The following is a 23,418-nucleotide window of genomic DNA, read 5'->3' on the forward strand; positions in this document are numbered from 1 at the left end:
ACCACAGCGGAAATACAGCCCGCTCGGAACACGAATGGGGAACTATCCCTGCGCGACCTAGTCCCATTCTTTTATTCCATTTGGCTCTTAGTATATGTTTTCTGGATATATACATTCACCGACTGTTTTGCAGGATTAACACCATGCCGCTTTCCTCTTTTTCGATTCGTCTGGCTCTGGCCAGCCTACTGTACGCCGGCACCGCCGCTTACGCGGCTGAGCTTCCGGCTGCCTTGAAAGCCCTGGAAGAACAGGGGCTGTCTGTTGTGGGTGAATTTGACGCCCCGGGCGGGCTGAAAGCCTGGGGGGCCTACAGTGGCAATCAGGCGCTGGCCATTTACAAGCTGCCCGATGGACAACACATGATGGTGGGCACCATGATCGATGCCAAGGGCGAGGAAGTACGCCCGGCGGGTCTGGACAAGCTGGTGCAGCCGGTCATTGCCAAGGACATGCTGGGCAAGCTGGAAAAATCCCGCTGGATCAAGGATGGCGAAGACACAGCACCTCGCATAGTCTATGTCTTCACCGATCCCAACTGCCCTTACTGCATGCAGTTCTGGCAAATGGCCCGCCCCTGGGTCGAGTCCGGAAAAGTGCAGTTGCGCCATGTGATGGTGGGTATTCTGGCTCCCAGCAGCAGTCTGAAGTCGGCTGCCATTCTCGCCGCCGACAATCCCACCCAGGCCTTGAACGAGCATTCCCTGGCCATGCTGAAAGACCGCAGCGCCGGTATCAAAGGCCTGGACAGCGTGCCCAGCGACATTGAGGCCGACCTGACCCGCAACGAAGATTTGATGATGGGATGGGATCTGCGCGCCACGCCCGCCATGATCTGGCAAGATGAGCAGGGCCGTATCCAAATGCAGACCGGAGCCTCACCCGACATCAGCGAACGGGTTTTCGGCCCTCGCTAATTCACCAGGAAAACCGACTCATGACAAGCCGTGTACTCTTGCATGCCCCCACCCCCGACGCCCTGGAGCGGGCCCGCAGCAATGCGCGTAACCTGCTCAAGGACATGCCCGAGGCCCAGATTCGCATCATTGCCAACGCACAGGCCGTTCAGGCTTGTGTCCAGGGCATGGAACACGATCTGGACACCGTGACCTTCCTGTGCCCGAATACGCTGCGCAATCAGTCGCTCTGCGCACCTGAACGCTTTCAGGTTCTGGCGCAGGGAGCCATCACGACGCTGGTGCAATTACAGGCTGAAAACTGGATTTATATTCGCGCCTGAGGGCATGTAGGGTCAGAACAACAGACCATACAGACCGGTCATGATTTTGTCGCCGCTGCCCCAAACCTTGATACGATAACGAGGCCCGCCACAAGCGGGCCTGTTTTTACCCGTATCACAAGGAAATCTGCCATGCCCACTCTCATTCGTTCTGCACTGCGTCCCTGCCTTTTAGCCATTCTGTGTACCGTAGGAACCAGTCAGGCACTGGCGCAGCAAACCACGGTGGGCGTGGGTGTCGGTTTTGCACCCAAGTATGAGGGGGCTGACAGCTACGGCGGCCGCTTCTATCCCCTGCTGTCACACCGCAATGGGCACTTCTTTCTGGCCCCCAAAGCTGGCATGCCTGCCCTGGGCCTGCAAACCAATCTGACCGACAACTGGACCATCGGCACCTATGCGTCTTTGGCCCGTGCCCGTAAATCGGGTGATGCTGACCGCCTGCACGGCAAGGACGATATTGACCGTCACGGCAACCTAGGGGTGTTTACGGCCTACCGTCTGGGCAATGCCAAAATCGAGGGCAGTTACTATCAGGCGCTGAAAAGCGGCTACGGTGCCACAGCCGTTCTGGACTTGAGCTACCGCCTGTGGAATGACCAGGACAGCAGTTTCTCGATGGGTGCCGAACTGAAATGGTCCAATGAAAAAGCCATGCGTACCTACTTCGGGGTGAAATCGCATGAGGCCGCCGCCAGCAATGGTCAGTTGCAACGCTACCGCCCCGATGCTGGCCTGCGCTCCTATGCGCTGTACGGCCAGTACACCCACAAGCTCAGCGAAAGCTGGTCCCTGCAAGGACTGGTGGGCGTAAACACCTTGGGGGAAGAGGCCAAAGACAGCCCCTTGGTGGAGAAAAAAAGCAGCGTCTTTGGCGGAGTAGGCCTGGGTTACAGCTTCTAATTGGCTCTCAGGGTCTGCCTACCCGTTTGACCGTCAAGCCCTTTTCTTCCAGGCGCGCCTGCACAAGGGCTCGATGGTCTCCCTGAATTTCCAGACCTGCCTCTTTCAGTGTCCCGCCTGCCCCGCAGGCGTTTTTCAGCTCCTTGACCAAGGCCTTGAGCTGCTCCTCAGGCATCACCAGTCCTGTGACCACGGTCACGCCTTTTCCTTTGCGCCCTTTGGTCTCCAGACTCAAACGCACTGGCCCCTGCTCCTGGGCCAGCTTTTCCTGACGGCGCTTCTCCTCGCAACAGCACTGGTTTTTCGGCTGTTCACAGTCCGGGCATACGCGCCCCTGGTCCGTGCTGTAGACCAATCTGGACAACTGATCCGCTAAGCTGGCCATTCAATCCGCTCCGTTTTAAACACAAGAAACAAAAAAGGCCACATCCACGGTTTGCAGCCCCACACTAAAAAGCCCACCGGACTCCGGTGGGCTTTGCACTGGACCAGGTCCAGACCAATTACATCATGCCCATCAGGACCAGGCCCAACAACTGCTCGGACGTAAAGCGCTGACCGTTGATGTCGAACACACGATCCTGACCGTTGTACTTGATCGTGGTCGAAATGCTGTTCTCATCATTGTTGAGCATCTTGGACTCGGCATAAGGAGCCACGGCGGCATCCAGAACCATATCCAGCATGGCGGCATTGCCCTCCTCGGCGGACAGGCCCTCTGCCTTGTCCATCTCCGCGGCCAGACCACGCAGCATAGGCTTGGAGATCAGGACATCCAGCTGGGCAGCAGGAATTGCCTCAACCCACAGCTCGGGGCTTTCCAGCAATTCTTGTTGCGTCGCATTGGGCTTTTGGAACTCCATGCGCAGATTGGCCTTGGATTCACCAGCCTCTGTGTACCAACGCAGGGGTTCAATACGCAGCACAGGCTTGTGCTCCAGCGCTTGCAGCGCCAGCTCCATCACCTTCTGGGCGGTAGGCCCGTCAACCGCCTCCAGATCGTCTTGCACCTTGGTGTCAGAAATCAGTTTGGAGATGGCGGAGATAGCCGGCGCATACACGCGATCAAAACCCATGACCAGCTCAACTGAGCCCAGCTTGACCTTGTCCTCAAACACCAGGTCGGTCAACAGGTAGCTCACCTTGGTATCGCTGATGGAGTCTTTGGTGACGGCATCCGAATTGACAGCGATCTGCTTGAAGGTAATACCCTCGGTCTCGGCCGACTGCATCTTGACGTCATCTACGCTCAGCTTGCCGACCTGGTTACCATTGACATTGATGTCACCGGTCTGCTTGAAGTCCATGATGAAGTTGGAGGCTTCCAGCTTCAAGGGCTCTTCGCTGATGTCATCGACAAACAGCTTGGGGAAGCTGCCGGTCACAACAATATCCTTGCTCTTGCCACCGGCTTTGGTACGCAACTGGCCGCCGCTGAACTCGACCTTGATCTCATCGCCTTGATGCTTGATGGCTTCAAAGTGAACATTGGAGTCCACCGCGCCGTCAAAGCCCACCAGACTGTCGGCCCACAAGGGAGTCTTGTCGCCCGTCAGCTTGAACCAGCCTTCCGTATCTTTGGTCTTGACCAGGGTGCTGTGCGACAAGGCCGCAACAGGGGTGAAGTTGCCCATTGCCAAGGCGGACATGGGCAGCGGACCGTGGCTGATCTTGTCGTCGAAGGTCAACTCCAAGGGTTGCTCTTGTGCGTCGGCTGGCGTGAGTGTGAGGGTGTAACGAGCGGTAGAGGAAAACACGCCACGCTGGTAGTCGACTACATTCATGACGACCGTCTCGTTCATTCCCATTTGCTGCATTTGCTCGGCAGCCAGGGTGTTGAACTGGGCCACTTTCTCGCCCACGAGCGCTTCTGTTTTCTTGCCGGTGTACCAAGTCGAACCGCCATATGCGGCCGCTAGCACGACAACCAGTGTGACCAGCCCTGTACTTTTCTTCATGACTTCCCTTTTGTAGACCTACAGTCCCAACTTCAAATAGCCGACATAATACCGAAACTAAGTTTGACTGATGGTAGTTTATTCCCCGTAATTGTAACTATTCACCTGCGTAATGCGAGCGACATCTTCCTTACCCAGTCCCATCCGGTGGGCGTTGCGGTACGTTTGTTGGGCAGCATGGGCCACCGGCATGCTCGTATGACTGACACTGGCCAACTGCGCCACCGTGTTCAAATCCTTCAGCATGGTGTCCACCGATGCCTTGACCTGCGTGTCCGGACGGGTCATGCGGGGCACGAACAATTGCAGCAAAACCGAATCGGCCCAGCCGCCCCCCAGCGCCTCGCTGATTCGGGAAGCGTCCACGCCATTGTCATTGGCCAGGCTCAACGCCTCGGCAATCGCTGTCAAAGTTGTGGCCACAATGGTCTGATTGCATAATTTTGTTACCTGACCAGCGCCCACCGCGCCCATCAGGGTCACGCGCTGTGAATAAGCGGCCAGCACAGGACGAACCCGCTCCAATGCCGCTGCCTGTCCTCCGACCATAATGGCCAGCGTACCTTGTTCGGCGCCACCGACACCGCCTGACACGGGGGCGTCCAGCCAGTGCGCGCCACAACGTTGCTGCAACTGGGCTGCCATGTCACGGCTTGCCTGCGGTGAAATCGAGGAATGGTCCACTACGATGCGCAACGCGCCCTGGACGCTGGCCAGCCCCTGTTCACCCAGAACGGTATCGTATACCGCCTGCGCATCAAAAACGCACAGAAACACGGCCTCACATTGCTCGGCCATCTGTGCCGGCGTATCGCAACAAATGGCACCAGCCTCTACCAAGGGGAGCACCTTGTCCCGGGAACGATTCCAAACCCGAACCTGATAACCCGCCTGTAACAGACGCCTCACCATAGGCTGGCCCATCCGGCCCAGCCCACAAAAACCAATCATCATGTTTCGTCCTTTACGCCCTCCTGCCAGGAAGCTCCCAGCAAGAAGTCAAGAAAAACCCGCCTGACAGGCGGGTAACGTCCGGTCGGCCCCCGACCGGATCACCGTCACACCGCGCGTTCAAGCAGCATCGGGTTGACGGTCGGGAGCTGCTTCCTGAAAGGCAGACAGTTCCAGGCATTTCTCTTCTATGGCCAACAAGCGGGGGAAGGCGGTCAGATCGATGTCAAAGCGACGGGCATTAAACATTTGCGGAATCAGACAAATCTCGGCGATGCTGGGGAGATCACCAAAAATGAAGGCCTGACCCTTTTTGCCATGCCGCAGCACCAGGGCCTCCAGCCCTTCCAGGCCAACGCTGACCCAGTGGCGATACCACTGGTTGCGCGCATCCTCCTGAACATGTAAATCATTTTTCAGGTACTGCAATACGCGCAGATTGTTCAGGGGATGAATATCGCAGGCTACCGTCTGAGCCATGGATCGCGCCCAGGCCCGATCTGCCGAGGCCTTGGGCAACAAAGGCAGCTCGGGATAACGCTCGTCCAGATACTCCAGAATGGCCAGAGATTGCGTAATGATCAGACCGTCATCATCCAGGGCGGGCAACAGTTGAACAGGGTTGACCTGCACATAATCGGGCTGATGCTGCTGTCCCCCATCTTTGAGCAGATGAACCGGCCTGATCTGATAATCCAGACCTTTGAGATTCAGACCGATCCGCACCCGGTACGCGGCGGAACTGCGAAAGTAGCTATATAGAATCATCTTGTCTCCTGTCCACCCTGCAAAATTCGTTTTTTTATTTGTTCAGGCTTTCAATCTTGCGCGACAGCTCTCGGGGCAGCGGGAAGGCAATATTTTCTTCCACCCCATCCAGGGCCCGCACTTTGCCTACGCCCAATTCCTGCAAGCGCTGAATCACCTGATTGACCAGAACTTCCGGTGCCGATGCGCCCGCTGTCACGCCCACGCGCTTTTTACCCACCAGCCAGGCCGGATCAATCATCTCCGGCTTATCCAGCAGATAAGCTTCCGCGCCCTTGCGCTCGGCTACCTCACGCAAACGATTGGAGTTCGAGCTATTGGTACTGCCGACCACCAGAACCAGATCACACTGCGGCGCCATGATCTTGACCGCATCCTGGCGGTTCTGGGTGGCGTAACAGATATCGCTTTTCTTGGGCTCGACAATGGTGGGGAAACGTTCGCGCAAGGCTTGGGCCACGACCGCCGCATCATCCACCGACAAGGTGGTTTGCGTCACAAAGGCCAGTTTGTCGGGGTCGGCCACATTCAGCTTGGCTACATCTTCCGGCGTCTCGACCAAGTACATCCCTCCGTCGGCTTGACCCAATGTGCCTTCGACCTCGGGATGGCCCACATGACCAATCATGATGATCTCGCGACCTTCGGCCCGCATACGGGACACTTCAATATGCACCTTGGTCACCAGCGGGCAGGTGGCATCGAACACTTTCAGGCCACGCCGCTCGGCCTCGTCACGCACCTGACGCGATACGCCATGCGCTGAAAAGATGACGATCGCACCGGCCGGGGCCTCGTCCAGCTCTTTAATGAAGATGGCCCCCTTGCTGCGCAGATCTTCCACCACATACCGGTTGTGAACAATTTCGTGGCGCACGTAGATAGGCGCGCCGTGCAACTCCAAAGCACGCTCGACAATATCAATCGCACGGTCAACCCCCGCACAGAATCCGCGGGGCTGGGCCAGAACAACCTCAGCGTTCTGAACAGGAGCAACTTGACTCATTACAGAATCCCCAAAATATGAACATCCAGACGCAAGGCCACACCGGCCAAGGGATGGTTGAAATCGAACAAGGCAGTCTTGTCGTCAATTTCCTTGAGCACGCCCGAGTAGCGGCTGCCATTAGGGGCAGCAAACTCGACCATATCACCGGGCACGAACTCCACGCCTTCAGCGGCGTTGCTGGCCAGCATTTCGCGGGTGATACGCTGCAAAAGGTCAGGATTACGGGCGCCGTACGCCTCCTCAGGGGCGATGTCGAGCTGAAAACGCTCATCTTCACGGTGCCCCAGCAACTTCTCTTCCATACCGGGGGCCCACTGACCGTTGCCCATCTGCAAGGTCGCCGGACGGCCAGTAAAAGTATCCGCAAACACAGAGCCTGCTGCCGGGCCGCTGGCCAGCTCTATACGATAGTGCAAAGTCAGGTAGGAATCCTGACGGACAATTCCAAGCTCGGAACTAGCAGAGTTACTCACGATCGCTCACTATAGAAAATCATTCAATTACCGCATTTTAGCGTTTCTTATGGCCACATCCACTTTACGCCGCCAAGGGCCCCGTGAGCGCATGTTGGCGCACGGCCCCACCTGTCTGACGACCGCTGAACTGCTGGGTATTGTGCTGCGCACCGGGACACGCGAGCGCAACGCTGTCGAGCTGGGCCAGATGTTGCTGGACCATTTTAACGGACTCAAAGGATTATTATCGGCCGATGCTTCAGCCCTGCGCCAACTGGATGGAATCGGCCCAGCCAAATGCACGGAACTATTGGTCATCCGCGAGCTGCAACGCCGCTGCGCCCTGGAATCCCTAAACGGCCTGCCAGTGCTGAACCATGCCGACAAAGTGCGCGAATACTGTCTGGCCCATCTGGGTCATTTGCCAGTGGAACACTGTCTGGCCCTGTTCCTGGACAACCAGCTTCGCTTGATCTGTGCGGAAGAGATCGCCCGGGGGACGATAAATCAAGCATCGGTCTACCCTCGGGAAATTGTGCGCTCAGCCCTGCGCCATCACAGCTGCGCCTTGATTCTGGCCCACAACCACCCCTCGGGCGCCGCGCACCCCAGCGCCTCCGATATCCGTCTGACCCGCCATATTCGTCAGGCCTTGGCCTTGGTGGATATCCGCTTGCTGGACCATATTATTGTCACCCCCAGTCAGACCGTCTCCATGGCCGAACGCGGAGATCTGTAGCCTGCTGCCCGACGGCGCATATCAGTTTTTGCCACCGTTTGACACGCTTGCCCGTAAAATCCAGAACACACCAACGCTGAGTACGGAACCTTATGTCTGATACCGCCGTGAAGTCCTTTGTCGGACGCATACGTGACATTCTTCACGATCTCTCCCCATCTGAACGACGCCTGGCGGAATTTGCCCTGGACTTTCCGGGGGATCTGGCGGGCTACACGGCCTCCGAACTGGCGTCCCTGGCCCATGTATCCAATGCGACTGTCACCCGCTTCATCCGGCGACTGGGTTATCGCAATTATGAAGCGGCCCGCAAACAAGTCCGATCTGAAAAAAAAGCGGGTTCTCCTCTGCTGCTGGCAGCCACCGAAACGGAAGCCGAACGATCACTGACGACGCATTTGCAGCAAAGTCAGAACAATCTGGCCTCCACATACCGACGCCTGCCCGAATCGCTGCTCAAGGAAGTGGCTCAGTCCATTCTGGATGCGCGCAAGGTATGGGTGCTGGGATTTCGCTCCAGCCAGGCCCTGGCCAGCTACTTTCGCTGGCAATTGCTCCAAATCGTCCCCGAGGCTCAACTGATTCCTGGCCCGGGTGAGACCATGGGCGAACATCTGGCAGGCATACATGCCGACGACGTGGTGGTCATTTTTGCCCTGCGCCGTCGGGTGCGCAATATGGACCAGCTTATTGAACAGATGGCGCAGCTGAACCCGAATGTGCTGCACATCACTGACCAGCTCAGCGCAGAGAAAAGCGCCTGTCGCTGGACCCTGCGCTGTGACGTCCAATCGCCCGGTGTGCTGGATAACCATGTGGCCGTGATCGGCCTTTGCCATTTGATCCTGAGCCAGGTCATGGATCAAGCCGGTCCTGCCGGACGTCGTCATTTAGGCCTGGTAGAGGCTTTCCACGACAGCTTTCTGGAGCTGTAGCTTACCGCCCTCGCCTCACAGGCACTTATCCAGCACGCCCACCCAGCCAGGTGTGCCCGCCCCCGGCGATGTCATGGCAGGAATCGTATAAGGATCATACGCAAATTGCGATGATCCTTTTTTTATTAAAAATCCTTTTATATCAACACCCTGCCCTAGTCTTACGCAAGATATGCAAAAACTTTCTCGTTTACCCTAGTTTTGAAAATATTTTTTCATTTTCATAATGAGTGAAAAAATGATGTTGGGCCATACGCGTCCTGAAACGAGGAGAAACCATGTCTAGCAAGCAGCAAACCTTGCCAGCCGACACCGGGCCGGCACCGGCCAGTTCTACGGCCAGCGATCACCCTACGGTTCAGCAGCAACTGGAAAACTCGCTGGAAACCATAGGCGTCACCCATTCGCACCGCAAAGTGCTGGCCCTGATTTTGCTGGGCGTGCTCTTTGATGTGCTGGAGCAAAATGCCGTGGGCCTGGTCGGCCCGCTGCTGCAGGAACACTGGGGGCTGACACCGCGTGACGTCGGCTTTCTGAACACCCTGACCTTCGCCGCTGCTGCCCTGGGGCGCTTGCTCTCGGGCTATATCGCCGACCACTATGGTCGACGCGTCATGCTGACCATCAATCTGGCGCTGTTTACGCTGGGAGCCCTGATCTGCGCCCTGGCCCCCAGCTACTGGGTGTTAGGGCTGGGCCGGGTCATTGTGGGCTTTGGTCTAGGCGGCGAAATCTCGATTGCCGTCACCATGCTGGCCGAGTTCTGCTCCTCGCGCTTTCGCGGAACCGCCGTGGGCACCATCAACGTGGCAGGCGGCGGCCTGGGCAATATGCTCGCCCCCGCTTTCGGCCTGCTGGTCTTCACCCTGTTCCCCGGCCCTGAAAGCTGGCGCTGGGTATTTGGCCTGCTGGTCATGCCCGCTTTTATGGTGCTGTTCTATCGTCGCTACATACCTGAAACGCCGCGTTTTCTGGTGTCGCAAGGCCGGATCGAAGAGGCCAATCAGGTTTTGAACATTCTGGCTTCGGGCAAGCTGGGCCGCCCTGTTGCCCAGCCCTACCCTTATCTGCACAGCGGTCCGCAAGGGCAAAAAGTCGAACGTGTGCGCTTGGGCGAGATTTTCCAAGGCCCTCTGGCCATGCGTACACTGGTCACCGGCATCGCCGTGTGCATGACCTACGGGGCACAACTGACGGTTCTGACGCTGATGCCCACCTTGCTGGTCGAACAAGGCTACTCGCTGGTGAAAAGCTACACCTTTACGATCCTGATGCAATCAGGCAGTCTGCTGGGTGCCTTGACCGCCTCCTGGCTGGGGTCGCGTCTGCCCCGCAAACGTGTCTTTACCACGGGAGCCTTGCTGGCCTGCGCCAGTGGCCTGGCCTTCGGATTTCTAAGTACCAATATTTATCTGGTGCTGCTGTTTGGCGCAGCTTTCCAGTTTTGCGTCCTGCTGCTGAACACCACCATCTGGATTTTCGCCCCCGAGCTTTATCCCACCCGTGTGCGAGCCTTTGGAACCGCATTCATTCTGGCCCTGGGTACCCTGGCGGGCGCTTTCATCCCGACGCTGAGCGGCTGGGTACTGGAAGCTCATGGCGTAGCCGGCATGTTCTCCCTGATGGCGGGGATGTACATCACCTTTGCCGCGGTTCTGCAATTGGCACCCGAAACCTTTGGTCGCCCCCTCGATACCTGATTTCAATTGGATAAGCCGTGTTGCTGCGGCCCTCGTATTTATGTCTCATACCGTACTGCTCATCAATCCCAACACCTCCCGCCCCACGACGGACATGATGGTGGCGCTCGCCCAGGCGTGCTTCCAAAGCCTGCAGCGAAGCGATATCCAGGTCCGGGGGCTAAGCGCTCCCCAAGGCCCAGGCATGCTGACCACCCAGGAGGAGTTGGAGCAGGCTGCCGCCATGGCGGAACACCCGCTGGTACTGGCTCAGGTCAGGAACGCGGACGGTGTCATCATCGGCGCTTTTGGTGACCCTGGCCTACAGCCCCTGAGCCAGAGCGTGAGCATACCGGTGATCGGCATAGGACAGGCTGCCATGCAGCAAGCCGTGCAGGCAGGCTCCCCTTTTGGCATCGCCACCACCACGCCACAGCTGGAGCAATCGATTCTGAATCAGGTCAGACGCTATGGCTGGATCGAACAATTCTCGGGCCTGCGCCTGACCCCCACCGCTCCGCTGGATCTGGCCCAGGCGCCGGAGCGTCAGTATCAGGAATTGGCCGACAGCGTCGCGGCATGTATTGAGCTAGACGGCGCGCGGGCCGTCATCATCGGCGGCGGGCCCCTGGCACAAAGCGCACAGGCGCTGCAAAACAAGCTGGCCGTCCCCGTCATCAACCCCATCGTTGCTGCCTGCGAGCTGATGGCCCAGCGCCTGCCCCCCACTTAGCCTTAACACGCGGTACCCACCTCAGGAGACTTCAATGACGAGCAGCACCCTCGTGGACGGCGCGCGCGCCTTGTCCGCTGATAAACAAGAACTGGACCAGATCTACAAGAAGGTCATGTGGCGGATCTTGCCCTTTATTTTTCTGCTGTGGATGCTGGCCTGGATAGACAGGCTCAATATTGGTTTTGCCAAACTGCAAATGCAGCCCGAACTCGGGTTCTCCGAAACGGTGTACGGCATAGGCGCGGGGATCTTCTTTCTGGGGTATTTCTTTTTTGAAGTACCCAGCAACTGGTTGCTGCTGCGCATTGGTGCGCGCAAGACCTTGGCCCGTATCGCCTTTGGCTGGGGGCTGATCTGTGTACTGATGATGTTTACCAAAACAGCTGCCTACTTTTATGTGATGCGCTTTCTGCTGGGTGCGTTCGAGGCCGGCTTTCAGCCTGGCGTGCTGCTGTTCCTGACGTTCTGGTTCCCGGCTCATCGGCGAGCCAAAGCCTTCGCGGTCTTCATCTCGGCCTCGGCGGTGGCCTCGGTGGTAGGCGCGCCCCTGGCGGGCCTGATCATGACCCGCCTGGACGGGGTCAACGACTGGTCTGGCTGGCAATGGTTGTTCCTGCTTGAAGGGCTGCCCACAATTTTTGCTGGCATTCTGGCCGTGATGTTCATCGTCGACAGCCCCGAAAAAGCCAGTTGGCTCAGTCAACGGGAAAAAGATCTGATCAAGCAAGAACTGGCTCTGGACGCCAAGGCCGCAGGACCACGCGAACACAGCTTCAAAAAAGCCTTGGGCAACCCCGACCTGTGGACCTTGACCCTGATGTTTTTTGGCATTGTGGCTGCCAACTCCACCTTGGCCTTTTTCGCGCCCACCCTGGTTCGCTCACTGGGCCCCAGCGATCCTTTACAGGTTGGCCTGCTGGTCGGACTGGTCTATGTCTTTGGAGCGGTCTTTCAACTGGCGCTGGGCTTTAGTGCCGACCGTCATCGCGAAGCCCGTCTGCACACCGGCGTCCCTGTCATCATCGGAGCAATCGGTCTGGCGGGGGTAGGACTGTTCCTGGGCAATAACACTGCCCTGGCCTTTATCAGCCTGATTATTGCCGTGTCCGGCACCATGGGATGCATTCCTGTTTACTGGCAATTGCCCAACGCGGTCCTGGCGGGCTCGGCGGCAGCTATCGGGGTGGCCTTCATTAACTCTGTCGCCAATCTGGCCGGCTTTGGCGCGCCCTTTATGTTGGGCGCCCTCAAAGACTCCAGCGGCAGCTTCCAAAGTGGCTTGTGGATTATCGCGGCTCTGGAGCTGGCTGTGGGCTTATGGATTCTGTCCTTTCGCAAGCGGCAGCATAAAGGCTGAAACAGTGTGCCCGCCTTGAGCGGGACGCAGCCCGAAACGCAACCGTGACACGGATTTCGGGCTGCTTTTTTACAGCGCACAATGGTGGCGCCCCGTGCAGTGAGACTGGGTAATACGCTGATTTCGATGCCCAATACAGGACCTTGTCACGTTGTCGCCCGGATCAGGCTAGAGCCAAGCGCACCGCCACGCCGATGGGCCGGGAATCCTCTACACTGACTCTTACTTCTTTTAGCAGCAGCGAGCACAGCATGCGTACGATCTGGGACATTTCCCCGCCTGTCAGTGATCGATCGCCGGTTTTCCCCGGTGACACCGCCTACCAGCAACGCTGGACAGCCACCCTGGACACCCACTGCCCGGTCAATGTGGCGGAAATCCGCTTGTCTACCCATCTGGGGGCGCATGCCGACGCCCCCCTGCACTACGACCCTCACGGCCCAAGTGCCGGCCACATGGCGCTGGAGCCATTTCTGGGACCCTGCCGCGTCATCCACGCCCGTCATGGCCGCCCACTGATCGAGCCAGCCGATCTGCTGCCTCATTTGAGCAATTGCCCGCCGCGCATCCTGGTCAGTACCACCGCCAAGGCCAAGTACGATGCCTGGAGCGATCATTTCACAGCCTTCGCCCCTTCAAGTTTGCAATTATTAGCCGACCAGGGCATACAGCTGGTGGGCATCGACACGCCCAGCGTCGATCCGGCCAGCAGCAAGACACTGGAAAGTCATCAGGTCCTACGTCATCATGCTATGCGCGTGCTCGAAAATCTGGTGTTGGACGAAATTGCTCCGGGCGACTACGAGCTCATCGCTTTGCCTCTGGCCCTGATTCAGGCAGATGCGAGTCCGGTTCGTGCCATTCTCCGCTCTCTGGACTGACAGCAGGACGCGAACTGCCAACCATCCACTGACCTTCTCGACTCGACCTGGTCCGCACGATAGGAAGCACCCGCCACCAGCACTAGGCACCCCGTGTTCGAACACATAGAGCTGCCACTTCTCTGCGGCACGGCCAGGCACGGTTTTGCGTGCTTTCCAGGCAGACACGGGGCGGTTCAATCCACGCCTTGTTGCACTTGTGCCGCGCTTTTGCCGAGTTTTCTTTGAAAAGCGCCTGCTCAATGCTAAAATTTCAGGCTTTATCGGATACGTGGCAAAAAGTCTTTAGGCATTATTCAATCGGGCGCTTTACAAACCCGGTTAAAAAAACAGTCCTCTAGCTTTTTAGTGCCGGTATTTACAGGACGAGGACGTGAGCCCTGCTTTACGCCATTTTTTGTAGATACGTGCCTTGCTGGCGGTCCTAACTTGTCAAAACAGGAATCATCATGAAAGAAGGCATTCACCCAGAATACCGTGACGTGGTGTTTCTGGACCTGCAAACGGGCAACTCCTTTATCACCCGTTCCACCGTCCAGACTCGCGAAACCACCGAAAAAGACGGCAAGACCTACCCGCTGTTCAAGTGTGACGTGACGTCCGAGTCGCACCCCTTCTACACGGGCGCTCAAACCCGTATCGTGGAAACTGGCCGCGTTGAAAAATTCCGCGCCCGTTTTGCCCGTACGGCTGGTACCGTCAAGAAAGGCGAATAAGCTCTCTTTCTCGGCATACCGCGTTCAGCGCAAAAAGGCAGCTTTGGCTGCCTTTTTTTATCCGCCGGGCCGCCCCAAGGTCAATAGCCCCCTCGGGGATGAGTCCGGATACACAACAGCTCATTGCGAACTGCTGTGTGCCTGGCGAATCCAAGCCGCATTCAGGCCGCGAGGTGGAGCGCAAGCCCAAGGCGCTGCGTGGGGGTCCTTTTTTACCGCAAATTTCGCGGCCAAGGCGCCCCCTTTGCATTAAGATAGGGCGAATCAACAGACTGTTTTACCCTAGACGTGTCATCCAGCCTCATACCCACCTCCACCCCTGCCCGCCTGACCGCCACCGCTGCCGTCAAACTCCCCCGCCTGGTTCTTCTTGTTGTTGGGACCATCTATATTCTTGCGGGCCTATTTTTTCGTGACCCCTGGAAAGCAGACGATGTCATCGGGCTGGCGACCATGTTGACCGCTTTGTCCGACCCCAGCGGTCAGGCCCTGTTGTTGCCCCAGGTAGGAGATCTGGCCCATGCCCAGGACGGCCCACTGAGCACCTGGCTGGGTGCCCTGTTCATCACGCTCTTTGCCCCCCTGCTCAAACTCTTCACCTCCGAGCTGAATGCCAACATCGTGGCATCCCGCCTGCCCAATCTGCTGTGGTTCGGCATGCTGGCGGCCTCGGTCTGGCACAGTGCATACTGGTTGGCCCGCCGCCCAGAGGCTCAACCGCTGCGTCTGCCCTTCGGAGGCGAGCCGTCCTCCACCGCATATGGACGCATGATTGCCGATGCCACCTTGCTGCTGACCGTTGCAACCGTGGGCATCATCTGGCGCATGCACGAAACCTCGGAAGTGCCGGCCATCATCGCTTTGCAGGCACTGGCTTTATACAGCCTGGTGCGCATGTTCGACCGCCCGGCATCGGGGGCGATCATGCTGGGCCTGTCCCTGGGCGCCTGCTTCCTGACCCGTGGCTGGCTGGGAGCCGGCCCCATCATGCTGGCAACCGTTTTGTGCTTTATTCCCCGGGGCCCCTTGCGCCAGCATAGCCAATGGCTGGCCCTCAGTGCCGTCCTGACGCTGGCAATCATCATGGCATGGTGGATACCCGCCAAACGGGTCAGCGTGTATTGGACCGAGCAATGGCGTCTTTGGCATCTGGCCGCCTGGGGGTGGGCCGGCTTCAAGGAGCAGTTGAACAACCTGCGCGATCTGCTGTGGTTCCTCTGGCCGATCTGGCCTTTGGCCTTGCTGGCGCTGTGGCAATGGCGCAGTTGGCTCAAGGCGCCCCACATTTATGTGCCCGCCATCAGCTTTCTGATCCCCTTGCTCAGCCTGCTCTTCATGCGCGATGCTTTCGAGCCAGAATATGCCTTGCTGGTGGTTCCCTGCGCCATTCTGGCTGCCTTCTCGCTGCCCACCTTGCGTCGGGGGGTCATCAACACCCTGGACTGGTTTGCCATCATGTGTTTCTCACTGACGGCAGCCACGGTCTGGCTGGGCTGGATCGCCCAGCAAACGGGCTGGCCACGGCAGATTTCACACAATATTGCCCGCCAGACCCAGGGATACGACACGTTCATCTCCTGGCCGGTCATGATCATTGCCGTGCTCGGCACGCTTGCCTGGATTGCGCTGGTGCGCTGGCGCCTGTCAAGCAATCCGCCTGGCTTGCTGCGCGGTACCGTCTTGTCGGCGGGTGGCCTGATTACGACCTGGCTCCTGCTGGTCACGCTGTGGATGCCTTCGTTAGACTACGTACGTAGTTACCGCGAAGTGTCTGGCGAATTGTCCGCGGCTTTGCGTGAACACAAGCAGCCCGGCGAATGCCTGCGCTCCTGGGGACTGGGCTCGGGACAACGGGCCTCCTTCCTGGTGTTTGACAACATCAACATCAACTTCGACAATCGCTGCTCCCTGGTACTGGAACAGTTCTCCTTGCGCGATCTGCAGGACGGCAAGGCCCCTGTTCCGGACAATGCCGTCCAGCTCTGGCAAGGCAAACGCGGGCCAGATCGTCACGAAGCATTTCGTCTGCTGCGCATACAGGCTCACTAAGTTTTCATCATGTCCTCCGTGTTTCATCACAACTGGAAGGGTCAGGCAGGCCAGATCCTGCGCCAGGCCTGGCCCGTGCTGGTCGGCTCCTGGGCAGGTATCGCTTTTGGCGTTCTGGATACGGTGATGGTTGGCCACAGCAGCGCCATAGACCTGCAGGCCATGGGCCTGGGCGTTTCCATTTACATCACCGTTTTTATCGGTTTAATGGGGGTCATCCACGCCCTGATCCCGATCATTGCCCAGCAATTTGGCGCACGCCGCCTTACAGAAGTGGGCCGCTGGTGGGGGCAAGGAGTATGGCTGGCCCTTTCGCTCACCCTGATCGGCACCTTGGGGCTGGCGTTTCCGGATATATGGCTGCGCTGGTCAGGTGACCTGAGCCCCGAGGTTCATGAGCGGGTCACCTGGTATCTGCGCAGCCTGATACTGGCCTTGCCTGCCGCTCTGGTATTCAGGACAATTTACTGCCTGGGGACGGCAACCTCGCATCCCAAGGCGGTCATGTTGATCAACCTGTTCAGCGTGGCCTTCAAGGCTCTATTCAACTGGGTGCTGATTTTTGGCAAACTGGGTTTGCCGGCAATGGGTGCCGTAGGCTCAGGTCTGGCGACCACGGTCGTGTCCTGGCTGATGCTGGCCGCCGGCCTATGGCTGCTACGTGCCGACCGCTATTACCAACCCTTTAGCCTCAAACTGGGCCTGCCCACCTGGGCAGCACAGAAAGAACTGCTGCGCCTGGGTCTGCCCATGGGCGGCTCTTACCTGATTGAAATCTGCGCCTTCAGCTTCATGGCCTTGCTCGTCGCGCGTGAAGGTGTATTTGCGTCTGGCGCTCACCAGATCATGGCCAATCTGGCCGCCGTCTGCTTTATGGTGCCTATGGCAGTGGGCGTAGCAGCCGCCTCAGTCAGCGCACAGGCGATTGGCGCGGGACAGTTTCATCGTGCCCGCCATGTGGGCATGTTAAGCCTGGCCATCGTACTGGCCGGGGTTGCCCTTACCATTACCTTGCTGGTGCTGCTGCGACCCAGCCTGGCCAATGCCTACACCGACGATCCCGATGTCGCCCTGCTGGCCCTGCTCTTGCTGCAGCTACTGCCTTTCTTCCACTTTTGCGATGCGTTCCAGTGCCTGATCTCCTATCTGCTGCGCGCTTACAAAGTGGCTTTTGTACCCATGCTGCTGCAGTTTTTCGCCTTGAGCGTGCTGGGCCTGGGTGGAGGCTGGTGGTTTGGTTTTGGCCCAGGCGCCGGAGCATTGGACAGTATCATTCAATGGCTGGCACCCGGCGCTCCCCTAGGCGCCGCAAGCCTGTGGACCATGGCCAGTCTGGGATTGGGAGCCTCCGCCTTGCTGCTGCTGTTCTGGTACAGCCACATATTGCGTCTCTACAATCCCGCGCGGCGCAAGACTTGCACCCATCAATAGGCAAGAGGCTGCCGCTTAGCGCCTTGAGCTCGCCGCACTTATAAAAGGGCGGGTAAAGGCGCCCCTGAGTTGGGAGGAACAGGCACCCCTACCAGTGGGGGCCGACAAACCCATCCGGTACTGCCTGCAGCACGAAGAACCCAGCAAGAAAAGGGCCTGTTAGGAAACAGGCCCTTTTCTTGTTTGCTGCGGCACAACAACACGTTCGTCAACGCACTTGGCTGCCCTCAATGGCCTCCAGAACTGCCGCAGTATCGTCTTTGACGGTGTTGGGTGATGCCTCGACCGCATCAATGAGTGGGCTAACCAGATCCACTACCTTGCTGCGCGAGAGCAAACCCAGAAACTCGTCGTTCTCACCGGTAACCGCCAAGGGCTCGCTGCTACGCAACAATTGACCGAGAATCTCATCCAGTCCCATGGTGGCGGGTACCGAACTCATCTCATCTACGAACGCGGAAATATCCCGCGCACCTTGCTGCACAGCTTCCTGCGCCCGCGAACGCATCAGCACGCCCGCCAAGCGTTTGCCATCGAGCACCGGTGCATAACGCACGCCGCGCTCGCTCAAACGCTCAAGCGCATGAACCGCCCGGGTACGCATGGTAAAGGTCAGGGTCTTGCTGGAATCGCGCACGGCATGGGCGGCATTGAGCACTTTGCTGCGGTTCACGTCCTGCAGGAACGCCTGAACATAATCGCTGGCCGGTGACAGAAGGATGTCCTCGGGAGACCCTTCCTGAATCAGCTCGCCATCTTTCAGAATGGCTATCCGGTTCCCCAATCGCAGGGCCTCGTCAAGATCATGCGTAATGAACACAATGGTCTTGTTCAAACGAGCCTGCAGCTCCAGCAACTGATCCTGCATTTCGCGCCGAATCAAGGGGTCCAAAGCCGAGAAGGCCTCATCCATCAAAAGGATGTCGGCATCGGTTGCCAGGGCACGAGCCAGACCCACACGCTGCTGCATACCGCCAGACAACTGGTGCGGATACTGCTTTTCAAAGCCCTGCAACCCAACCTGCTCAAGCCAATACGTGGCTTTTTCTTCGCGAGCCGCGCGCCCCATGCCTTGTACCTGCAGGCCATAGGCCGCATTTTCCAGCACGGTGCGATGCGGAAACAGGCCAAAGCGCTGAAAGACCATGCTGATCTTTTGCTGACGGAACTGCATCAGTGCCTTGCCGTCCAGACTCATCACATCCACATCGTCCACCAGAATCTGCCCGGCAGTTGGCTCAATCAACCGGTTGAAGTGGCGGATCAAGGTGGACTTGCCCGAACCGGACAAGCCCATAATGACGTAAATGCTGCCGTGCTCAATAGACAGGCTGATGTCACGCAAGCCCAGGGTATGGCCGCTTTTTGCCAGCAGTTCGTCCTTGCGCACACCTTTGCGAGCCTCATCGAGCCAGCGCTCGGGTTGAGAGCCGAAGATCTTGTAAATATTGCGCACTTCAATCTTGCTCATGAGGCCTCCCGAGTCTGAAAGCGACGGCCGAACTCTTGCGTAATCCGGTCAAACAAGATGGCCAGCAGCACAATACCCAGGCCAGCCATCAGGCCACGGCCCACTTGCAGGCGGTTAATGCCTTGCAGCACTTCGTAGCCCAGCCCGCGCACACCAATCATGGAGGCGATCACCACCATGGCCAGGGCCATCATGGTTGTCTGGTTGATGCCGGCCATGATGTTGGGCATGGCTAGAGGCAATTGCACGCCATAGAGCTGCTGCCAACGATTGGAGCCGAAAGAGCGAGAGGCTTCCAGCACTTCGCTGTCGACCAGGCGTATACCCAGATCGGTCAGGCGAATGACGGGAGCAATGGCATAAATAATCGTGGCAATCAGTGCGGCGATCTTGCCCAGATTGAACAACATCACCACGGGGATCAAATACACAAAGCTGGGCATGGTTTGCATCACATCCAGCACCGGCATCATGATACGACGCAGCCAATTGAAGCTGGCCATCAGCAAACCCAGCGGTATGCCTATCAGCACAGACAGAAAAACGGCCACAATCATGAGCGCCAGGGTCTGCATGGCCGCATCCCACAGGCCAATCAGGCCGATCACAAACAACATGGCCCCCATGGCCACGGAGAACAGCACACGGCGGCTGGCCAGCCAACCGAGCAGAACCACCACCAGCACCACGGCCCACCAAGGGCTGCTGCGCAGGACCGACTCCATGAAAACCAGCATATCCAGCAGGGGCTGGGTCATGGCCCGCAGGGTACTGGAATAATTGGCCACCAGATCGCCAACGAACTGATCGATGGGCAAACGTAAGGCGCGCGGATCAATCAACTCAGGAAACATAAAAAACACTCCGTAAAACTCGTGCTTGCAGCGCGGGCTTGTGGCCCGGCCATGATCCTGCCGACCCAGGACGGGCCAGGCAGAAAAGCGAGGTACGGCTCGGTTCCTGCACCCTGACAGGATGCAGCCACCAAGGCCGGCCTCGCCCTACACCATCACGAATACTAAAGAGCGGCTTTTACGCGCTGAGCCACTTCCATAGGCACCCACTTGGACCAGGTGTCCTCGTGTTCTTTCAAGAACCAGTGCGCCACATCTTCGGGTTCACCTTCGGTTTTTTCCATGTGCGCCATGGTTTCGTTCATCAGCTCCAGGGGCATGCTGACATTGGCCAGGAAAGCCGTCAGTTCGGGAGCCTGCTTGGAGAATTCCGTATTCACGGCCGTGAATACCGGGTTTTCGGGGTAGTCACTAGGCTCTGGATTGGCACAATTGGGGTCGGTCAGACACCCATGCTTTTTCTCGTCGTAAGCCGGCAGTTCCAGCTTGACCAGATCCATGGAGCCCACCAGTGGCGTGGGGTACCAGTAGTAGAACACCACGTTTTCCTTGCGCTGATACGCAGAAGTCAGCGCAGCCTTCTGGGTGGCACCGGTACCGGGCGAGAACAAGGTGTAGGTATCCCCCAACTTCAGGGCATTGAACAAATTGCCACTGACCACTTCACATCCCCAGCCTGCCGGGCAGCCATAAAAACGGCCTTTACCAGGCTCTTCCGGGTCCTTGAACTCATCCTTGAATTTGGGCAGGTCGGCAGCCGACTTCAGTTCGGGCAGGCGCTCAGCGGTATAGCGTGGGATGAACCAGGCTTCGCCGCCCATATAGATGTCGCCAATACGTTTTACATTTCCCTTGGCCTCGGCCTGTTTCCAGGGGTCAGCCACACTGTTGAGCCAGATTTCCGAGTTGACATCCAGGTCGCCTCGCTCCAGTGCAGCCAAGGCCGGGAGCGTCTCGACCGAGACGACCTCGGTCTTGCAGCCATAACCTTTGTCAGCGATAAAACGCTCAACTTCAGTCAGGACCAGATTCGATTCCCAATTCATGCCACCAAAGCGGACTGCGCGGTCCAGCTCGCAGGCTGCCGGACTTGCCGCCTGCGCGGCAGAGGACAGCCCCAGCAGAAGGCTGGTCAGCACAGAGGCTTGAATCAGGGGAAAACGGTGCAAGCGCGACTTGGCACCGGCGTGAGGGAAGTATGAAGACATGATGCTCCTCCTTGAGTTACTGTGGACGCGTCCTGCATGATCAGTCGGCGCCAAGGCTAAAGGGGTGTGCGGAAGACGATGCTCTTATCGCCAATACATACCTACGTAAAGAGCGAGTGCCAGGCACTCACGAAAAACCCGGAACGGTCAGGGGGTCAAGCCCCTTTTTCCTACCGCTCCCTGCCTTGACCGAAACAACACGGCTGGGCCAGGGTTACACCGCGCGGGGCGATGATTGCTGCGAACAAAACACGCTGTTCGGGCGGTTCTGAATCGAATTGATGAATCTGATAAGGAGGCCATTCTACGGCCCTTTGCAATCAAAAACAAATTCTTACCGTATAAAAACCGAAAAAACAGCGAATATGTCAATGGTAAAAACACAACAAAACCCTTGTTTGACGTGGTTTTAGCCATTTTATGAATTTTTTTTTGTTACTTATTAATTCAAAATCTCAGGAACGAAGCGCTGCCAGGGTCGTTACGTGCACGAGAAAAACAAATGACAAGGCATCAAACCTTGTCATTTGCCATTTAAAACAAGAAGTTAGCGCTGGTACATATAATCCCGGCGCCAGGGGTACATCAAGTTCGGCGCGTAATCCAGCTCCTGCGCCCTGACAGCGCTTTGTGCCTGAGCCAAAACCTGATGAAGCGCAATCCAGCCGTGCTCAAACCCCATCGCGCAGCCGGCCAAGTACACCCGGTAGGCACGCAGGGACTTTTCCCCCTGCTCGGAATTAAGGGTTGCCCTGGCTTTATCCAACTGTTTCTCCAAGGCGTCGCTCCAGGCCCATAAGGTACGGGCATAGTGAGGGCGCAAATTCTCAATATCCAGCCCCTCCAAGCCCCCCTCGGCCAAGTGACGCAAGACATGACTGATATGGGTCAGCTCTCCACCAGGGAAAATATATTTCTCGATGAAGTCGCCCATTCCCGCTCCCAGCTGGCTATTGTCAACCCCACCGGCGGTAATGCCATGATTGAGAATCAGCCCCCCTGGCTTTACCAAACGCCGCAGCTTGTCAAAATAAGCGCTGAGCTGAGCGCGGCCCACATGCTCGAACATCCCCACCGACGCCAGTTTGTCATACGGTTTGAGTTCATCCAGCTCGCGATAATCGAGCAACATCATGCGGGCCCGGCCCGACAGGCCTTTTTGCTCGATCAGCCCGTTCACATAGGCATGCTGGTTACGAGACAGGGTGATGCCTGTTACATCCACATCGTAGTTTTCGGCGGCCCACATCAACAATCCACCCCATCCGGCCCCTACATCCAGAAAGCGCTCGCCGGGCTGCAAACGCAGCTTGCGGCAAATGAGATCCAGCTTTGCTTCCTGAGCCTGCGCCAGCGTCATGTCCGGTTCACGATAATAGGCGCAGGAATAGACCCGGCGAGGGTCCAGCCACAAGGCATAGAAGTCGTCCGACAAATCATAATGAAACTGAATCTGCCTGGCGTCCTTTTCCTGAGTGTGACGCCACACGGAGGTCAAGTGCTTGATGATCGAAGTCAGCCAGCCTGCTTGGGCTGCATCAACAGGCGAACCGGGCAAAATATCGGCGGCCAGTTGCATCAGATCCCGCATGGAGCCTTCAAAATCCATGCGCCCTTCCACATAGGCCTCGCCCAACTGACCCGATTGTCCGGCAGCCAACTGCGCCAGCGTCGCATTGTCCTTGATGCTCAGATGCACTGACGCATTGGCATCGCCCACCTGTTCCCCGCTAGGCAGGGTCAGCCGAACCGGAATGCTGAGCTGATCGAGTTTGGCCTGGACCATTGATGAAATTGAACTCAACTTCGCCTCCTTGTATGTAAACAAACAAAGATGACGATGTGTCATCTGTGTCGACACACCGCCCGTAAGCCGTCAATCCTGTAGCCTAATACATCTTGACCCTAAATCCGTTGCACCAAAGTCACGGACCGTGTACTTCAAACCTAAAGCACTTACGCCGAAATTGATCGTCCCCCATGCTAAACTGCCTGCCTTTGGCCCTTTGCATCGGCTTGTATTGATGCGCGGCAGACGGTAGTGGGTTCAGGCTCTCGGCCAGGATCTGCCTCACCTT

At 57.7% G+C, this 23,418-nt stretch carries 22 protein-coding genes; 12 read left to right on the forward strand and 10 right to left on the reverse strand.

The window, feature by feature from the left end:
• Positions 1-143: 143 nt before the first annotated feature.
• From dsbG to RSQ48_RS11480, 3 genes are all read left to right on the forward strand, one after another.
• Positions 144-917, forward strand: coding sequence for a thiol:disulfide interchange protein DsbG (gene dsbG / locus RSQ48_RS11470; protein WP_003802829.1), 774 nt, complete (start codon positions 144-146; stop codon positions 915-917).
• Between the two features lie 20 nt (positions 918-937).
• Positions 938-1,240: a hypothetical protein gene (locus RSQ48_RS11475; RefSeq protein ID WP_415301809.1), complete on the forward strand. Its 303-nt coding sequence runs from the start codon at positions 938-940 to the stop codon at positions 1,238-1,240.
• A gap of 132 nt (positions 1,241-1,372) precedes the next feature.
• A complete protein-coding gene (locus RSQ48_RS11480; protein WP_415301810.1) occupies positions 1,373-2,143 on the forward strand; it encodes a MipA/OmpV family protein in 771 nt (256 codons plus the stop codon).
• A gap of 7 nt (positions 2,144-2,150) precedes the next feature.
• Here the strand turns inward: RSQ48_RS11480 and RSQ48_RS11485 are convergent, their stop codons facing one another.
• From RSQ48_RS11485 to RSQ48_RS11510, 6 genes are all read right to left on the reverse strand, one after another.
• On the reverse strand, positions 2,151-2,528 hold the full coding sequence (locus RSQ48_RS11485; protein WP_059317975.1) for a translation initiation factor: 378 nt from the start codon (positions 2,526-2,528) through the stop codon (positions 2,151-2,153).
• A 118-nt stretch (positions 2,529-2,646) separates the two neighbouring features.
• Positions 2,647-4,101, reverse strand: coding sequence for a YdgA family protein (locus RSQ48_RS11490; protein ID WP_003802816.1), 1,455 nt, complete (start codon positions 4,099-4,101; stop codon positions 2,647-2,649).
• Positions 4,102-4,179: 78 nt separating this feature from the next.
• Positions 4,180-5,055: an NAD(P)-dependent oxidoreductase gene (locus RSQ48_RS11495; RefSeq protein ID WP_059317977.1), complete on the reverse strand. Its 876-nt coding sequence runs from the start codon at positions 5,053-5,055 to the stop codon at positions 4,180-4,182.
• Between the two features lie 117 nt (positions 5,056-5,172).
• Positions 5,173-5,820 carry a maleylacetoacetate isomerase gene (gene maiA / locus RSQ48_RS11500; RefSeq protein ID WP_003802813.1) on the reverse strand — a complete coding sequence of 216 codons (648 nt, stop codon included), beginning with the start codon at positions 5,818-5,820 and terminating at the stop codon, positions 5,173-5,175.
• A gap of 34 nt (positions 5,821-5,854) precedes the next feature.
• Positions 5,855-6,826 (reverse strand): 4-hydroxy-3-methylbut-2-enyl diphosphate reductase, encoded by a 972-nt coding sequence (gene ispH, locus RSQ48_RS11505; protein ID WP_003802811.1) that lies wholly within the window; start codon positions 6,824-6,826, stop codon positions 5,855-5,857.
• Entirely contained in the window at positions 6,826-7,302 is a 477-nt protein-coding gene (locus tag RSQ48_RS11510; protein ID WP_230406177.1) for an FKBP-type peptidyl-prolyl cis-trans isomerase, read from the reverse strand. The genes ispH and RSQ48_RS11510 overlap by 1 nt, the downstream gene beginning before the upstream one ends.
• Positions 7,303-7,351: 49 nt before the next feature.
• On the opposite strand from RSQ48_RS11510, the gene radC reads away from it, so the two are divergent.
• From radC to RSQ48_RS11555, 9 genes are all read left to right on the forward strand, one after another.
• Entirely contained in the window at positions 7,352-8,023 is a 672-nt protein-coding gene (radC, locus tag RSQ48_RS11515) for a RadC family protein (protein WP_003802807.1), read from the forward strand.
• A gap of 92 nt (positions 8,024-8,115) precedes the next feature.
• Complete coding sequence (locus RSQ48_RS11520; protein ID WP_003802806.1) at positions 8,116-8,958, forward strand: MurR/RpiR family transcriptional regulator; 843 nt, start codon at positions 8,116-8,118, stop codon at positions 8,956-8,958.
• Between the two features lie 278 nt (positions 8,959-9,236).
• Positions 9,237-10,658, forward strand: coding sequence for an MFS transporter (locus RSQ48_RS11525; RefSeq protein ID WP_131070719.1), 1,422 nt, complete (start codon positions 9,237-9,239; stop codon positions 10,656-10,658).
• Between the two features lie 40 nt (positions 10,659-10,698).
• A complete protein-coding gene (locus RSQ48_RS11530) occupies positions 10,699-11,370 on the forward strand; it encodes an aspartate/glutamate racemase family protein (protein WP_059317980.1) in 672 nt (223 codons plus the stop codon).
• A 34-nt stretch (positions 11,371-11,404) separates the two neighbouring features.
• A complete protein-coding gene (locus RSQ48_RS11535; RefSeq protein WP_003802800.1) occupies positions 11,405-12,730 on the forward strand; it encodes an MFS transporter in 1,326 nt (441 codons plus the stop codon).
• Positions 12,731-12,981: 251 nt separating this feature from the next.
• On the forward strand, positions 12,982-13,611 hold the full coding sequence (gene kynB / locus RSQ48_RS11540; RefSeq protein ID WP_003802798.1) for an arylformamidase: 630 nt from the start codon (positions 12,982-12,984) through the stop codon (positions 13,609-13,611).
• A gap of 449 nt (positions 13,612-14,060) precedes the next feature.
• Positions 14,061-14,327, forward strand: coding sequence for a type B 50S ribosomal protein L31 (locus RSQ48_RS11545; protein ID WP_003802796.1), 267 nt, complete (start codon positions 14,061-14,063; stop codon positions 14,325-14,327).
• Between the two features lie 288 nt (positions 14,328-14,615).
• Positions 14,616-16,376, forward strand: coding sequence for an ArnT family glycosyltransferase (locus RSQ48_RS11550; protein ID WP_415301811.1), 1,761 nt, complete (start codon positions 14,616-14,618; stop codon positions 16,374-16,376).
• Between the two features lie 9 nt (positions 16,377-16,385).
• A complete protein-coding gene (locus RSQ48_RS11555; RefSeq protein WP_415301812.1) occupies positions 16,386-17,807 on the forward strand; it encodes an MATE family efflux transporter in 1,422 nt (473 codons plus the stop codon).
• Positions 17,808-18,015: 208 nt separating this feature from the next.
• On the opposite strand, the gene RSQ48_RS11560 is transcribed toward RSQ48_RS11555, so the two are convergent.
• The 4 genes from RSQ48_RS11560 to RSQ48_RS11575 form a co-directional block, all read right to left on the reverse strand.
• Positions 18,016-19,278, reverse strand: coding sequence for a quaternary amine ABC transporter ATP-binding protein (locus RSQ48_RS11560; RefSeq protein ID WP_415301813.1), 1,263 nt, complete (start codon positions 19,276-19,278; stop codon positions 18,016-18,018).
• Positions 19,275-20,132: an ABC transporter permease gene (locus RSQ48_RS11565; RefSeq protein WP_003802789.1), complete on the reverse strand. Its 858-nt coding sequence runs from the start codon at positions 20,130-20,132 to the stop codon at positions 19,275-19,277. Before RSQ48_RS11565 ends, RSQ48_RS11560 begins: the two co-directional genes overlap by 4 nt.
• Positions 20,133-20,296: 164 nt before the next feature.
• Positions 20,297-21,340, reverse strand: coding sequence for an ABC transporter substrate-binding protein (locus tag RSQ48_RS11570; RefSeq protein WP_003802787.1), 1,044 nt, complete (start codon positions 21,338-21,340; stop codon positions 20,297-20,299).
• 547 nt (positions 21,341-21,887) lie between these two features.
• On the reverse strand, positions 21,888-23,126 hold the full coding sequence (locus RSQ48_RS11575; protein WP_003802786.1) for a class I SAM-dependent methyltransferase: 1,239 nt from the start codon (positions 23,124-23,126) through the stop codon (positions 21,888-21,890).
• Positions 23,127-23,418 lie beyond the last annotated feature (292 nt).

This window comes from Alcaligenes sp. SJTW-7 (assembly GCF_047716895.1).
Lineage (GTDB): Bacteria > Pseudomonadota > Gammaproteobacteria > Burkholderiales > Burkholderiaceae_B > Alcaligenes > Alcaligenes ammonioxydans.

What these genes read in the sequence shown, in the direction of transcription:
- RSQ48_RS11490 (WP_003802816.1), bottom strand. Translation starts at nt 4,101, where the DNA reads ATGAAGAAAAGTACAGGGCTGGTCACACTGGTTGTCGTGCTAGCGGCC.
- RSQ48_RS11525 (WP_131070719.1), top strand. Translation starts at nt 9,237, where the DNA reads ATGTCTAGCAAGCAGCAAACCTTGCCAGCCGACACCGGGCCGGCACCG.
- RSQ48_RS11495 (WP_059317977.1), bottom strand. Translation starts at nt 5,055, where the DNA reads ATGATGATTGGTTTTTGTGGGCTGGGCCGGATGGGCCAGCCTATGGTG.
- radC (WP_003802807.1), top strand. Translation starts at nt 7,352, where the DNA reads ATGGCCACATCCACTTTACGCCGCCAAGGGCCCCGTGAGCGCATGTTG.
- RSQ48_RS11485 (WP_059317975.1), bottom strand. Translation starts at nt 2,528, where the DNA reads ATGGCCAGCTTAGCGGATCAGTTGTCCAGATTGGTCTACAGCACGGAC.
- RSQ48_RS11555 (WP_415301812.1), top strand. Translation starts at nt 16,386, where the DNA reads ATGTCCTCCGTGTTTCATCACAACTGGAAGGGTCAGGCAGGCCAGATC.
- RSQ48_RS11570 (WP_003802787.1), bottom strand. Translation starts at nt 21,340, where the DNA reads ATGTCTTCATACTTCCCTCACGCCGGTGCCAAGTCGCGCTTGCACCGT.
- RSQ48_RS11535 (WP_003802800.1), top strand. Translation starts at nt 11,405, where the DNA reads ATGACGAGCAGCACCCTCGTGGACGGCGCGCGCGCCTTGTCCGCTGAT.
- RSQ48_RS11475 (WP_415301809.1), top strand. Translation starts at nt 938, where the DNA reads ATGACAAGCCGTGTACTCTTGCATGCCCCCACCCCCGACGCCCTGGAG.
- kynB (WP_003802798.1), top strand. Translation starts at nt 12,982, where the DNA reads ATGCGTACGATCTGGGACATTTCCCCGCCTGTCAGTGATCGATCGCCG.
- maiA (WP_003802813.1), bottom strand. Translation starts at nt 5,820, where the DNA reads ATGATTCTATATAGCTACTTTCGCAGTTCCGCCGCGTACCGGGTGCGG.
- RSQ48_RS11520 (WP_003802806.1), top strand. Translation starts at nt 8,116, where the DNA reads ATGTCTGATACCGCCGTGAAGTCCTTTGTCGGACGCATACGTGACATT.
- RSQ48_RS11545 (WP_003802796.1), top strand. Translation starts at nt 14,061, where the DNA reads ATGAAAGAAGGCATTCACCCAGAATACCGTGACGTGGTGTTTCTGGAC.
- RSQ48_RS11565 (WP_003802789.1), bottom strand. Translation starts at nt 20,132, where the DNA reads ATGTTTCCTGAGTTGATTGATCCGCGCGCCTTACGTTTGCCCATCGAT.
- ispH (WP_003802811.1), bottom strand. Translation starts at nt 6,826, where the DNA reads ATGAGTCAAGTTGCTCCTGTTCAGAACGCTGAGGTTGTTCTGGCCCAG.
- RSQ48_RS11575 (WP_003802786.1), bottom strand. Translation starts at nt 23,126, where the DNA reads ATGGTCCAGGCCAAACTCGATCAGCTCAGCATTCCGGTTCGGCTGACC.
- RSQ48_RS11530 (WP_059317980.1), top strand. Translation starts at nt 10,699, where the DNA reads ATGTCTCATACCGTACTGCTCATCAATCCCAACACCTCCCGCCCCACG.
- RSQ48_RS11480 (WP_415301810.1), top strand. Translation starts at nt 1,373, where the DNA reads ATGCCCACTCTCATTCGTTCTGCACTGCGTCCCTGCCTTTTAGCCATT.
- dsbG (WP_003802829.1), top strand. Translation starts at nt 144, where the DNA reads ATGCCGCTTTCCTCTTTTTCGATTCGTCTGGCTCTGGCCAGCCTACTG.
- RSQ48_RS11560 (WP_415301813.1), bottom strand. Translation starts at nt 19,278, where the DNA reads ATGAGCAAGATTGAAGTGCGCAATATTTACAAGATCTTCGGCTCTCAA.